13 protein-coding genes are annotated in these 12,430 nt (G+C 61.0%); 8 read left to right on the forward strand and 5 right to left on the reverse strand.

Annotation, left to right across the window (positions count from 1 at the left end; genetic code table 11):
- Positions 1–26: 26 nt before the first annotated feature.
- Positions 27–590, reverse strand: a complete 564-nt coding sequence (locus tag C4J90_RS16095; protein WP_124363327.1) for a helix-turn-helix domain-containing protein — start codon at positions 588–590, stop codon at positions 27–29.
- A gap of 92 nt (positions 591–682) precedes the next feature.
- Here C4J90_RS16095 and C4J90_RS16100 point away from each other — a divergent pair, with 92 nt between their 5' ends.
- The 7 genes from C4J90_RS16100 (at position 683) to C4J90_RS16130 (ending at position 7,843) form a co-directional block, all read left to right on the forward strand.
- On the forward strand, positions 683–1,612 hold the full coding sequence (locus C4J90_RS16100; RefSeq protein WP_124363328.1) for a DMT family transporter: 930 nt from the start codon (positions 683–685) through the stop codon (positions 1,610–1,612).
- 188 nt (positions 1,613–1,800) lie between these two features.
- Entirely contained in the window at positions 1,801–4,725 is a 2,925-nt protein-coding gene (locus tag C4J90_RS16105) for a monovalent cation/H+ antiporter subunit A (protein ID WP_124420306.1), read from the forward strand.
- Positions 4,725–5,069: a Na+/H+ antiporter subunit C gene (locus C4J90_RS16110; protein ID WP_124363330.1), complete on the forward strand. Its 345-nt coding sequence runs from the start codon at positions 4,725–4,727 to the stop codon at positions 5,067–5,069. Before C4J90_RS16105 ends, C4J90_RS16110 begins: the two co-directional genes overlap by 1 nt.
- Positions 5,066–6,748, forward strand: a complete 1,683-nt coding sequence (locus C4J90_RS16115) for a monovalent cation/H+ antiporter subunit D (protein ID WP_124415003.1) — start codon at positions 5,066–5,068, stop codon at positions 6,746–6,748. Before C4J90_RS16110 ends, C4J90_RS16115 begins: the two co-directional genes overlap by 4 nt.
- Complete coding sequence (locus tag C4J90_RS16120) at positions 6,745–7,233, forward strand: Na+/H+ antiporter subunit E (protein ID WP_124363332.1); 489 nt, start codon at positions 6,745–6,747, stop codon at positions 7,231–7,233. Before C4J90_RS16115 ends, C4J90_RS16120 begins: the two co-directional genes overlap by 4 nt.
- On the forward strand, positions 7,230–7,508 hold the full coding sequence (locus C4J90_RS16125; protein ID WP_005789171.1) for a K+/H+ antiporter subunit F: 279 nt from the start codon (positions 7,230–7,232) through the stop codon (positions 7,506–7,508). The genes C4J90_RS16120 and C4J90_RS16125 overlap by 4 nt, the downstream gene beginning before the upstream one ends.
- Positions 7,505–7,843: a Na+/H+ antiporter subunit G gene (locus tag C4J90_RS16130; RefSeq protein WP_124363333.1), complete on the forward strand. Its 339-nt coding sequence runs from the start codon at positions 7,505–7,507 to the stop codon at positions 7,841–7,843. Before C4J90_RS16125 ends, C4J90_RS16130 begins: the two co-directional genes overlap by 4 nt.
- 77 nt (positions 7,844–7,920) lie before the next feature.
- On the opposite strand, the gene C4J90_RS16135 is transcribed toward C4J90_RS16130, so the two are convergent.
- Both C4J90_RS16135 and C4J90_RS16140 read right to left on the reverse strand, forming a co-directional pair.
- A complete protein-coding gene (locus C4J90_RS16135; protein WP_124420307.1) occupies positions 7,921–9,039 on the reverse strand; it encodes an acyl-CoA dehydrogenase family protein in 1,119 nt (372 codons plus the stop codon).
- 64 nt (positions 9,040–9,103) lie between these two features.
- Positions 9,104–9,868: a GNAT family N-acetyltransferase gene (locus C4J90_RS16140; RefSeq protein WP_124420308.1), complete on the reverse strand. Its 765-nt coding sequence runs from the start codon at positions 9,866–9,868 to the stop codon at positions 9,104–9,106.
- Positions 9,869–10,197: 329 nt separating this feature from the next.
- On the opposite strand from C4J90_RS16140, the gene C4J90_RS16145 reads away from it, so the two are divergent.
- Complete coding sequence (locus tag C4J90_RS16145) at positions 10,198–10,320, forward strand: winged helix-turn-helix transcriptional regulator (RefSeq protein ID WP_256658873.1); 123 nt, start codon at positions 10,198–10,200, stop codon at positions 10,318–10,320.
- Between the two features lie 79 nt (positions 10,321–10,399).
- Here the strand turns inward: C4J90_RS16145 and C4J90_RS16150 are convergent, their stop codons facing one another.
- Positions 10,400–10,726 (reverse strand): nuclear transport factor 2 family protein, encoded by a 327-nt coding sequence (locus C4J90_RS16150; protein WP_124420309.1) that lies wholly within the window; start codon positions 10,724–10,726, stop codon positions 10,400–10,402.
- Between the two features lie 317 nt (positions 10,727–11,043).
- A complete protein-coding gene (cysS, locus tag C4J90_RS16155) occupies positions 11,044–12,426 on the reverse strand; it encodes a cysteine--tRNA ligase (RefSeq protein WP_124420310.1) in 1,383 nt (460 codons plus the stop codon).
- Positions 12,427–12,430: the final 4 nt, after the last annotated feature.

Below are 12,430 nucleotides of genomic sequence, written 5' to 3' on the forward strand. Positions count from 1 at the left end.
TCCATCCACTGTTGCCGAGCGAACAGTTAGATCACCACGTTGCGCACAAAACGCACGGTCAGCTCGCCATCGTTGCGATAGCCATGTACCTGACGACTGGCAAACATATAGAACTCACCGGCGGCGACGCGCTTTTCTTCTTCGCCCACCAACAGGGTGAGGCAGCCTTCGAACACAAACAGTTGCACGCTCCAGCCGTCCGGATCGGGGTCCGGGCTGTAGCGGTCACCCGGTGCCAGGTGCATCTCCCACAGTTCGACTTCACGCCGTGCCGTGGCCTTGGCCAGCAACACGGCTTTGCTGCCGGGGATATCACCCGCCCAGGCCAGCTCGTTGATGCGACTGTGGTCGGCGGCATCCGGCGCCTGGATCAAATCGCTGAAGGCGACATCCAATGCCTCCGCGACGCGGTCGAGGGTCGACAGGCTGACATTCTTCTCCCCCGCCTCGATCGCCACCAGCATGCGCCGGCTGACCCCGGATCTTTCCGAAAGCGCGGTTTGGCTGAGGTCGGCGGCATGGCGCAGGCGACGCACGTTCTGGCTGACGTGCTGCAGGACCGAAGCCCGGTGTGGATTTTCTTTGTGCACTATATTGCTCAATGGGTGGGTGTGCGCAGTATACTGCCCAGCGTGCGGCGCATTGTGCGGTCCGTGCCTTTCTCTTGCAAGACCGAGCCGCCATGACTGCCCCGAACTCCCCTTCGCGTTTCAATCGCTTCAGCAAAGCCGAATGCATCCTGGTGGTGATCACCATGATCTGGGGCGCCACCTTTTTGCTGGTGCAGCATGCCATGGCGGTCAGCGGGCCGATGTTTTTTGTCGGCCTGCGGTTTGCGGCGGCGGCCATTGTGGTCGGCGTTTTTTCCTTGCGTACTTTGCGCGACCTGACCCTGTTCGAGTTGAAAGCCGGGGTGTTCATCGGCGTGGCGATCATGTTCGGTTACGGCTTGCAGACCATTGGCCTGCAGAGCATTCCGAGCAGCCAGTCGGCGTTTATCACCGCGTTGTATGTGCCGTTCGTGCCGCTATTGCAATGGCTGGTACTGGGGCGGCGCCCGGCACTGCTGCCAAGTATTGGCATCATGCTGGCGTTTACCGGATTGATGCTGTTAACCGGGCCGGCCGGCGCTTCTTTCAATTTCAGCCCCGGTGAAATCGCCACGCTGATCTGCGCAATGGCGGTAGCCGCCGAAATCATTCTGATCAGCGCTTATGCCGGCCAAGTGGATGTGCGTCGGGTGACCGTGGTGCAGCTGGCCACGGCGTCGCTGTTGTCGTTCCTGATGGTGGTGCCGATGGGCGAGGCATTGCCGGGCTTTTCGTGGTTGCTGCTGTTCAGTGCGGTCGGCCTGGGCTTGACCAGCGCGGTGATCCAGGTGGCGATGAACTGGGCGCAGCAGAGTGTTTCGCCGACCCGGGCTACCCTGATCTATGCCGGCGAGCCAGTATGGGCGGGCGTGGTCGGTCGGCTTGCCGGCGAGCGATTCCCGCCGATTGCGATGGTAGGAGCGGCGTTGATTGTGCTGGCGGTGATTGTGAGTGAGATGAAGAGGAGCAGCCCTAAAGTTGTTGATGCCAGGGCCGAAGTTGAAGGGGAAAGTCAGGGGTGATGTTTTGAGCTGCAAGCTACAAGCTGCAAGCTGCAAGCTGCAAGAAATACGCGGTCGGCTATTCTCTTGCAGCTTGCAGCTTGTAGCTGTTTTCCACTGCTCTTGTAGGATCCTGCCACATCTTGCCGTTTGGTGATCGAGAAAGCGGCACGTATGATGCATCCCAAACTCCCGCAGATTAGAAGCCTATGTCCCTGATAGTTCTACTGCTTCTGCCATTCATTGGCAGCTGTCTGGCGGCCTTGCTGCCGCACAACGCACGCAACACCGAATCCTTGCTGGCCGGCCTGGTGGCCTTGGTCGGCACCATACAAGTCGCGCTGCTTTACCCCCAGATCGCCCATGGCGGCGTGATCCGTGAAGAATTCATGTGGTTGCCCAGCCTCGGCCTGAATTTCGTGCTGCGCATGGATGGCTTCGCCTGGCTGTTCTCAATGCTGGTGCTGGGCATCGGTACGCTGGTGGCGCTGTATGCGCGTTACTACATGTCGCCGGACGACCCGGTGCCGCGTTTTTTCGCGTTTTTCCTGGCTTTCATGGGCGCCATGCTCGGCCTGGTGATTTCCGGCAACCTGATCCAGATCGTGTTTTTCTGGGAACTGACCAGCCTGTTCTCGTTCCTGTTGATCGGTTACTGGCACCACCGCGCCGATGCCAGGCGCGGTGCCTACATGGCGTTGATGGTCACCGGCGCGGGCGGCCTGTGCCTGTTGGCCGGGGTGATGTTGCTCGGGCATATCGTCGGCAGCTATGACCTGGACCAGGTGCTGGCGGCGGGCGACCAGATTCGCGCGCACTCGCTGTACCCGGCGATGCTCGCCCTCGTGTTGATCGGCGCCTTGAGCAAAAGCGCGCAGTTCCCCTTCCACTTCTGGCTGCCCCACGCGATGGCGGCGCCAACGCCGGTGTCGGCCTATCTGCATTCGGCCACGATGGTGAAGGCCGGCGTGTTCCTGCTGGCCCGCCTGTGGCCATCGCTGTCGGGCAGCGAAGAATGGTTCTGGATCGTCGGCGGTGCCGGCGCCATTACCCTCCTCCTCGGCGCTTACTGCGCCATGTTTCAAAACGATCTCAAGGGCCTGCTGGCCTACTCCACCATCAGTCACCTGGGTCTGATCACCTTGCTGCTGGGCCTCAATAGCCCGCTGGCGGCTGTCGCGGCAGTGTTCCACATCCTCAACCACGCCACGTTCAAGGCCTCGCTGTTCATGGCTGCGGGCATCATCGACCACGAAAGCGGCACGCGGGATATCCGCAAGCTCAGTGGGTTGGTGCGCCTGATCCCGTTCACCGCGACCCTGGCGATGGTGGCCAGTGCCTCGATGGCCGGCGTGCCATTGCTCAATGGCTTCTTGTCCAAAGAGATGTTCTTCGCCGAAACGGTGTTTATCTCGGCGACAAAATGGGTGGAAATCACGCTGCCATTGATCGCGACCATCGCCGGCACCTTCAGCGTGGCCTATGCGTTGCGGTTTACCGTGGATGTGTTCTTCGGCCCGCCTGCCACCAACTTGCCCCACACGCCCCACGAACCCCCTCGCTGGATGCGCGCGCCGGTTGAGCTGTTGGTGTTCACCTGCCTGCTGGTGGGGATTTTCCCGGCCCAGATGGTCGGCTCGATCCTCGCCGCCGCCGCGTTGCCCGTAGTGGGCGGCGTGCTGCCCGAGTACAGCCTGGCGATCTGGCACGGCTGGAACGCTCCGTTGATCATGAGCCTGGTGGCCATGTGCGGCGGTGTGGTGCTGTACCTGATGCTGCGCAAACAACTCAAGCGTGGCCGCTTCGCCTACCCGCCCCTGGTCGGCTATTTCAACGGCAAGCGCGGCTTCGAGCGCTGCCTGGTGCTGATGATGCGCGGCGTGCGTCGCCTGGAAAAACGCATCAGCACCAAGCGCCTGCAAACCCAATTGTTCCTGCTGGTGATCGTCGCGGTGATCGGCGCCATGATCCCCATGTTCAACAGCGGCCTGAGCTGGGGCGACCGGCCGAAAATCCCCGGTTCCATCGTGTTCGTCACCCTGTGGTTGCTGGCGATTGCCTGCGCGCTGGGCGCCGCCTGGCAGGCCAAGTACCACCGGCTGGCGGCCCTCACCATGGTCAGCGTGTGCGGCCTGATGACCTGCATTACCTTTGTGTGGTTCTCGGCGCCGGACCTGGCGCTGACGCAACTGGTGGTGGAAGTGGTGACCACCGTGCTGATCCTGCTCGGCCTGCGCTGGCTGCCACGGCGGATCGAAGAAGTCTCGCCGCTGCCCAGCTCGCTGCGCAAGGCGCGTATCCGGCGCCTGCGCGACTTTCTGCTGTCCACTGTGGTGGGCGGCGGTATGGCGCTGCTGTCTTACGCGATGCTGACCCGCCAGACGCCCAACGATATCTCCTCGTTCTACCTCAGCCGCGCCCTGCCCGAGGGCGGCGGCAGCAATGTGGTGAACGTGATGCTGGTGGACTTCCGCGGCTTCGACACCCTTGGCGAGATCACCGTGCTCGGCGCAGTGGCGCTGACCGTGTACGCGCTGCTGCGGCGCTTCCGCCCGTCGAAAGAAAGCATGGAACTGCCGCCTCAACAGCGCCAGCTCGCGCCCGATGTCGCCACCGACCTGGTCAACCCGCGCCAGGCCAGCGACACCGCCCTGGGCTTCATGATGGTGCCGGCGGTGCTGGTGCGCCTGCTGTTGCCGATAGCGCTGGTGGTGTCGTTCTACCTGTTCATGCGCGGCCATAACCAACCGGGCGGCGGCTTTGTCGCGGGGTTGGTGATGTCGGTGGCGTTCATCCTGCAATACATGGTGGCCGGTACGCAGTGGGTCGAGGCGCAGATGAGCCTGCGGCCGATGCGCTGGATGGGTTTCGGCCTGCTGTCGGCGACCCTCACCGGGCTTGGTGCGTTGTTCGCCGGATACCCGTTCCTCACCACCCATACCTGGCACCTGAGCGTGCCGATGCTGGGCGATATCCATGTCGCCAGCGCATTGTTTTTCGACGTCGGCGTCTACGCCATGGTCGTCGGTTCGACCCTGCTGATGCTCACCGCCCTCGGCCACCAATCGGTGCGCGCGCACAAACCGAGCAACCAGCTCAAAGCCGTCGCCAACCCACAAGGAGCTGCCGCCTGATGGAAGAAGTCATTGCAATTGCCATTGGGGTGCTGGCGGCCTCCGGCGTCTGGTTGATCCTGCGGCCACGGACATTCCAGGTGGTGATGGGCCTGTGCCTGTTGTCCTACGGCGTCAACCTGTTCATTTTCAGCATGGGCAGCCTGTTTATCGGCAAGGAGCCAATCATCAAGGACGGCGTGCCCCAGGACCTGCTCAACTACACCGACCCCCTGCCCCAGGCGCTGGTGCTCACGGCGATCGTGATCAGCTTCGCCATGACCGCGTTGTTCCTGGTGGTGCTGCTGGCCTCCCGTGGCCTGACCGGTACCGACCATGTGGATGGCCGGGAGCCCAAGGCATGAATTGGGTCAATCAACTGATCGTTGCGCCGATCCTGCTGCCCTTGCTGACCGCCGCGCTAATGCTGATGCTCGGCGAGAAGCGCCGCCCGCTGAAGGCAAAAATCAACCTGGTCTCGAGCATGCTGGGGCTGGGCATCGCCGTGCTGCTGTTGTACTGGACGCAAAAAGGCGGCCCCGGCTCGATCGGCGTGTACCTGCCGGGCAACTGGCAAGTGCCGTTCGGCATCGTGCTGGTGGTGGACCAACTGTCGGCACTGATGCTGGTGCTGACCGGGATCATCGGCGTGAGCGCGCTGCTGTTCGCCATGGCCCGCTGGGACCGTGCCGGCACCAGTTTCCATGCGCTGTTCCAGGTGCAGATGATGGGCCTGTACGGCGCCTTCCTCACCGCTGACCTGTTCAATCTGTTCGTGTTTTTCGAGGTGCTGCTGGCGGCGTCCTACGGCTTGATGCTGCACGGCTCGGGCCGCGCGCGGGTGTCGTCGGGGCTGCATTACATCGCGATCAACCTGCTGGCGTCGTCGCTGTTCCTGATTGGCGCGGCGATGATCTACGGGGTCACCGGCACGCTGAACTTCGCTGACCTGGCGCTGAAAATCCCGCTGGTGCCGGAGGCCGATCGCGGCCTGTTGCACGCCGGTGCGGCGATCCTGGCCACCGCATTCCTGGCCAAGGCCGGTATGTGGCCGCTGAACTTCTGGCTGGCCCCGGCCTACTCTTCGGCCAGCGCGCCGGTGGCGGCGATGTTCGCGATCATGACCAAGGTGGGCGTGTACACCGTGCTGCGCTTGTGGACGCTGCTGTTCTCCGGCCAGGCCGGCGCTTCGGCGTTGTTTGGCGGTGACTGGCTGGTGTACGGCGGCATGGCCACGATTGTCTGCGCGGCACTGGCAATGCTCGCGGCGCAGCGCCTGGAACGCATGGCGAGCCTGAGCATTCTGGTCTCGGCCGGCATCCTGCTGTCGGCGGTGGGCTTTGCCCAGCCGAGCCTGACGGCGGGTGCGCTGTTTTATCTGGTCAGCTCCACCCTGGCGCTGAGCGCGCTGTTCCTGCTGGCTGAATTGATCGAACGTTCGCGCTCGGCCAATGACCTGCCGCTGGATGAAGAGATCGACGCACTGCCCAAGGCCATGGAATCCCTGCATCCACGCCCCGGCGTCAACCTCGACGATGAACAGAAAGCCGTGGTCGGCCAGGTGATTCCATGGACCATGGCGTTCCTGGGGTTGAGCTTCGTCGCTTGCGCGCTGCTGATCATTGGCATGCCGCCGCTGTCCGGGTTTATCGGCAAGCTCAGTTTGTTAAGCGCGCTGGTCAACCCGCTGGGCCTGGGCAATGCGCTGGATGAACCGATTCGCCCGGCGGCCTGGGGCCTGGTGGCGCTGTTGATCCTGTCGGGCCTGGCCTCGCTGATTGCCTTCGCACGGCTCGGCATCCAGCGCTTCTGGACCCCCGAAGAGCGCCCATCGCCCCTGCTGCGCCGCTACGAATGTATGCCGATCTTCCTGCTGCTGGGCCTGAGCATTGCGCTGACCTTCAAGGCCGAGCCCCTGATGCGCTACACCCTGGCCACCGCCAACAGCCTGAATAACCCTGAGCATTACGTAATGGCAGTGATGGCGACGCGTCCGGTGCCCAGCCCTGAAGCCAAGGCCGCCGCCCTGGAGGTACAGCCATGAAACGCCTGTTTCCCGCGCCGTGGCTGTCGCTGGCCTTGTTGGGCTTATGGCTGGTGCTGAACTTGTCCATCAGCCCCGGCAACCTGCTGCTCGGTGCGCTGCTGGGCGTGCTTGCGCCATTGATGATGGCGCCACTGCGCCCGCAACCGATCAGCCTGCGCCGTCCCGGCGTGATCCTGCGCCTGTTCCTGCTGGTGGGCCGCGACGTGATTGTCTCCAACCTGCAAGTGGCCTGGGGCGTCTTGACCTGCGGTTCACGCGCGCCGCGTTCGCGCTTTATCAAGATCCCCCTGGACCTGCGCAGCCCCAACGGCCTCGCGGCGCTGTCGATGATCACCACGGTGATCCCCGGCACCATCTGGTCCGAACTGGCGCTGGACCGCAGCATCCTGCTCTTGCACGTGTTCGACCTGGACGAGGAAGCGCCGTTTATCGCGCACTTCAAAGCCACCTATGAGCGGCCCCTGATGGAGATCTTCGAATGAGCGCCCTGCTCTCCAATGCGATCCTGTTCAGCCTGTTCCTATTTTCCCTGGCGATGGTGCTGACCTTGATCCGCCTGTTCAAAGGCCCCTCGGCCCAGGACCGGGTACTGGCGCTGGACTATCTGTACATCCTGGCGATGCTAATGATGCTGGTGCTGGGCATTCGCTATGCCAGTGACACCTACTTTGAAGCGGCGCTGTTGATTGCGCTGTTCGGCTTCGTCGGCTCGTTCGCCCTGGCCAAATTCCTGCTGCGTGGGGAGGTGATTGAATGATGCCGTTGTGGATGGAAATCGTCGTGGCGATACTGCTGGTGCTCAGCAGCGTGTTCGCGTTGATCGGAGCGATTGGTTTGCTGAGGATGAAAGACTTCTTCCAGCGCATGCACCCGCCAGCCCTGGCCTCGACCATTGGGGCGTGGTGCGTGGCATTGGCGTCGATTATCTATTTTTCGGTGCTCAAGTCCGGGCCGGTGTTGCACGGCTGGTTGATCCCGATTCTGTTGTCGATCACGGTGCCGGTGACCACCTTGCTATTGGCCCGTACCGCGTTGTTCCGCAAGCGCATGGCCGGGGACGACGTGCCCGCCGAGGTCAGCAGCCGCCGCTGATTTAAAATGTGGGAGGGGGCAAGCCCCCTCCCACATTTGGTTTTGTGCCAAGCGAAAGGTCTGGTTCCCCCAACCTTTTAGCCCAGTTGCTCACATAGAAATGCGCTGCTGGCGACCCTGGAAGTCGGGTGGAACGCCAACACACGCGTTGCCACCAGCAGATAGGCGACTTCTTCCGACGACATGAACGCCATGCCGCCCATGAGTTCGAAGGCACGCGTGCCGATACGATTGACCGCTTCCTGCACCGCGAAGCGTGTGGCCTGTGCACGCGCCAGGTCGGTGCGCAAGAAGCGGTTTTCGTCTATCGAAGTGGCCAACCCCTGCAACGCCATCGTCGCCCCTTGCAGATCGATCAGCAACAGCGCCCGGTCTTCCGGCGTCCCCTTACCGGCCGTCAAGGCGCGCGATGCCAACGCGGACGCCATGCCCAGGTAGGACGCCGCCGCCAGCAACTGGAACCAGATCGCAAACAAATGGTTACCCGTGCCCTGTTGATCCTCATCGAGCTGCTCATCCACGGTTTTGCTGAAATGCATCATGGACTCGGGAACCACCAGGTTATTGAACCGCACCTCGTGACTGTCGGCCGCCTGCAAATGGGGAACAGACCAAAATGTTTTCCGCTCGATACGGGGATCCCCCGCCAACCCCGCGCCAATGCCAAGGTGCATCTGGCCTTGCGGATCAACGTAATTGACGCCAAACGTGATCACATCGAAGTGATGGGTCATGGTGCACGGTTTCTTGCTGCCATTGACCACATAGCCGTCGGCGGTTTTCTCCACGGCCATGGTTGACGCCAAAATATCCGAATGCGCACGTCCTTCGGCGAACCCGGACGCAACCAACAAGTCGTTGCGTGCAACGATGCTCAACAGTCCTTCAAGATCAGGAAAGAAATAACTGCCCGCCATCATGCCGGCCACGGTGTGGTGATGCATGGTCATCATCACCGCCAATGAAGGACAGTGTGCGCCGACCCACGTATGCAACTGCGCCAACTTGCGCGCACTGACACCTCCTCCACCCAGTGTCTCAGCGATGGCAAGCCCAGGCCGGCCCACTGTTCGAAACAGATCGGCCAATCGTTGAGACTCTCCCCGTTCAAGCTCCAAAAGCGATGCGGATTCAAGGAAGGCTGCCATTTGCGGTATCAGCTCAAAAGCCGTATTGCGTTCTTCTGTCAAAAACATGTGCTTAAAACCCTTCAATGATTCGTGCAATATCCCAACCACACTCAACGGAGTGCCCACTTATTCACTTCAAATAATGACGCGCATAACGCTGATCCAAATTCGATAACGGTAACAACATAAAGAAATCAGCCGAATGAAAATCAGCGTCCCACGCCGGTTCGCCGCACACCCAGGCACCACTGCGCAAATAACCTTTTAATAAAGGTGGCATGGGCGCAGGTTGTGCGCTTTTCACTTCATGAAGCACAAAGGGTATATGAGGGATGACACGATATTCAGAGGGCGCAAATTGTTCAGGCTTAAACGCACGATAGATCGCCGATGCGTGATGACCGCCATCCGTCAAACTGACGCTGGCACACCCCATCAAGTAATCACACCCTTCACGTTGCATATAGGCTGCCAGGCCTGACCACAGCATCATGATCACGCTGCCGCTGCGGTAGTCAGGGTGCACACAGGCATGCCCCGCTTCGATAATACGGGCACGCAAATGATCCAGACGGCTCAGGTCGAATTCATTCTCCGAGTAGTAGTGCCCCAAGTGCCGGGCCGCCGTCGGACTCATTACACGATAAGTACCGACCACGCAGTCCGTTGCGGTATCGCGCACAATCAGATGGTCGCAATAGTCATCAAACTCGTCGACATTCAAACCTTGCGCGTTCTTAAGTGCCGTCGCCTGGAAAGTTTCATTGAACACTTTATAACGAAGGGCTTGTACTTCTCGCAGTTGCTCTGACGTACTCGCGAGGCCGACGATCAATTTACCGCCATGTGGCGGCAAGCCTGAACCCGCGTCCCTGGTCTCTGTAAGCATTTGCATATAGTTTCCCTTCTTACAACGACAAGTAATAAACAAAACATTACCTGCCCTGCTTGAGGGGAGACTGTAAGGAAACTCTGAAACCTAGGGTGAATTCGGCAAGACTATAATCAAAGCGAAAGTCAACATTTTGACCGCCAGTCGGTTCCGACAGTGTTTAGGGTGTTACTTAAAAATGGCTGCACACCCTTCGGCGGTCGCCAAATCCATCGACCGCGTTTCGCCGCCCGGTTAAACTTCGAGCGCACAACGCCCGCACCCAGGTAGCGGGCGTTTTTTTATGCCTGAGCTAAAAATGTGCGATCGATGCCAAGCGATGGACCGTATTCGTGCCGCCCATTTTCGCCACCCTCCAGGAATCGGTCGAATACCGCATGACCGAATGGGGCCAGAGCCTGTGCCCGGTGCTGGACGGGCTGCTCAAATGGCAGGCCGCCAAACCCGCGAGCTAGACCGTAGGCGTGGTCCCGCCGTCGATCACGGACTTGGTGCCGCTGTTTGTAGCGACCACGCAGCCCGCGGCGGTCGAACTCATACCAGAATCTCCAATGCAGCGATCCTGCCGCCTTCCAGGCCGAAGACATACCGCAAGTCCAGCGGGCTTCCAGGAAAATCGTCGACCAGATGGCTGGTGACCACGGTTTTATCGCCCTGTACTTCACAGGCGAAGGGTTCGCTGGTGTAGGTGTACTTGTCGGAGGTGCCGTCCTTCCAGGCCTGGATCGCTGGCAACCCGATATAGGTATGGCCCTCATCCTTCACCACCGCGTCGGCGGTGAAACATTCGCTGAAATCGCCTGTTTTGGCGGCGTCTGCGGCGAAGTAAAGGGCGATGGCTGGGGCAAGCGCGAGGGTCATGGTGGGTATTCCTGAAGATTGGATAGGACTCCAGCATAGAAAACTGGCGCGACTCGCCACAAGAACGCACGAAAAGGTAATGGGCTTACTGCAAAGTAAGTATGAGGCCGGCCCAGGCATCAACGCCTGCTCACACGCTGGATCGGGTGAGTTGATCGTTCCCACGCTCTGCGTGGGAATGCCGCCTGGGGCGCTCCGCGTCCCGCTATGCGTACGGGTGACGCAGAGCATCACGGAATGCATTCCCACGCGGAGCTTGGGAACGATCGCCCCGAACCAGTCGGGGCGTTTTTCATTCAGCGTGCAGTAACCAACGCTCAGTCAGCCAACCGCCAGGTCGTCCCGCCCTTCCCGTCTTCCAACACCACACCCATCGCAGTCAGTTGGTCACGGATACGGTCGGACTCCGCCCAATCCTTATTGGTACGAGCCGCCAAACGCGCCTGGATCAGCGCGTCGACTTCAGCTGCGTCCACACGCCCTTCGGCGCCGGCTTGCAGGAAGTCATCGGCTTCCATCTGCAATACGCCCAGCACGCTGGCCAGCTCTTTCAGGCGCGCTGCCAGACCCGCCGCCGCGTCGAGATCAGTCTCACGCAAACGGTTGATCTCACGCACCATTTCAAACAGCACCGCGCAGGCTTCCGGCGTGCCGAAGTCGTCGTTCATGACTTCGGTAAACCGTGCCACAAACGCTTCGCCGCCGGCGGGGGCCACGGCAGGCAGGCCTTTCAACGCATGGTAGAACCGCTCCAGGGCGCCCTTGGCGTCCTTGAGGTTGTCTTCCGAGTAGTTGATGGCGCTGCGGTAGTGGCTGGACACCAACAAATAACGCACAACCTCCGGGTGGTACTTCTCCAGCACGTCGCGGATGGTGAAGAAGTTGTTCAAGGACTTGGACATCTTCTCGCCATTGATGCGGATCATGCCGCAGTGCATCCAGGCATTGGCGTAAGTCTTGCCGGTGGCCGCTTCGCTCTGGGCGATTTCGTTTTCGTGGTGCGGGAACTCCAGGTCGCTGCCGCCGCCATGAATGTCGAAGGTCTCGCCCAGGCAGCAGGTGGACATCACCGAGCATTCGATGTGCCAGCCCGGACGCCCGGCGCCCCACGGCGACTCCCAGCTCGGCTCGCCAGGCTTGGTGGCTTTCCACAGCACGAAGTCGAGCGGGTCCTGCTTGGCCTCGTCGACTTCGATGCGCGCGCCGATGCGCAGGTCTTCGATTTTCTTGCGCGACAGCTTGCCGTAGCCCATGAACTTGACCACGCGGTAGTACACGTCGCCGTTGCCCGGGGCGTAGGCGTAACCCTTGTCGATCAGGGTCTGGATCATCGCGTGCATGCCAGGGATGTGGTCCGTGGCGCGCGGTTCCATGTCCGGCTTGAGGATATTGAGGCGCGCCTCGTCCTCATGCATGGCGGCGATCATGCGCTCGGTCAGCGCGTCGAACGCCTCGCCGTTTTCATTGGCGCGGTTGATGATCTTGTCGTCGATGTCGGTGATGTTGCGCACATAGGTCAAGTCGTAGCCGCTGAAACGCAACCAGCGGGTCACCAGGTCGAAGGCAACCATGCTGCGACCATGGCCGATATGGCAGTAGTCGTACACGGTCATGCCGCACACGTACATGCGCACCTTGTTGCCATCCAGCGGCTTGAAGACTTCTTTGGTCTTGCTGAGTGTGTTGTAGATCGTTAGCACAACG

The sequence above is a fragment of the Pseudomonas sp. R2-60-08W genome (assembly GCF_003852335.1).
Classification (GTDB): Bacteria; Pseudomonadota; Gammaproteobacteria; order Pseudomonadales; family Pseudomonadaceae; genus Aquipseudomonas.

Bases quoted from the DNA above. Each gene is read 5' to 3' on its own strand.
- C4J90_RS16120 (WP_124363332.1), top strand. From the start codon at position 6,745: ATGAAACGCCTGTTTCCCGCGCCGTGGCTGTCGCTGGCCTTGTTGGGC.
- C4J90_RS16110 (WP_124363330.1), top strand. From the start codon at position 4,725: ATGGAAGAAGTCATTGCAATTGCCATTGGGGTGCTGGCGGCCTCCGGC.
- C4J90_RS16140 (WP_124420308.1), bottom strand. From the start codon at position 9,868: ATGCAAATGCTTACAGAGACCAGGGACGCGGGTTCAGGCTTGCCGCCA.
- C4J90_RS16115 (WP_124415003.1), top strand. From the start codon at position 5,066: ATGAATTGGGTCAATCAACTGATCGTTGCGCCGATCCTGCTGCCCTTG.
- C4J90_RS16125 (WP_005789171.1), top strand. From the start codon at position 7,230: ATGAGCGCCCTGCTCTCCAATGCGATCCTGTTCAGCCTGTTCCTATTT.
- C4J90_RS16100 (WP_124363328.1), top strand. From the start codon at position 683: ATGACTGCCCCGAACTCCCCTTCGCGTTTCAATCGCTTCAGCAAAGCC.
- C4J90_RS16130 (WP_124363333.1), top strand. From the start codon at position 7,505: ATGATGCCGTTGTGGATGGAAATCGTCGTGGCGATACTGCTGGTGCTC.
- C4J90_RS16150 (WP_124420309.1), bottom strand. From the start codon at position 10,726: ATGACCCTCGCGCTTGCCCCAGCCATCGCCCTTTACTTCGCCGCAGAC.
- C4J90_RS16105 (WP_124420306.1), top strand. From the start codon at position 1,801: ATGTCCCTGATAGTTCTACTGCTTCTGCCATTCATTGGCAGCTGTCTG.
- C4J90_RS16135 (WP_124420307.1), bottom strand. From the start codon at position 9,039: ATGTTTTTGACAGAAGAACGCAATACGGCTTTTGAGCTGATACCGCAA.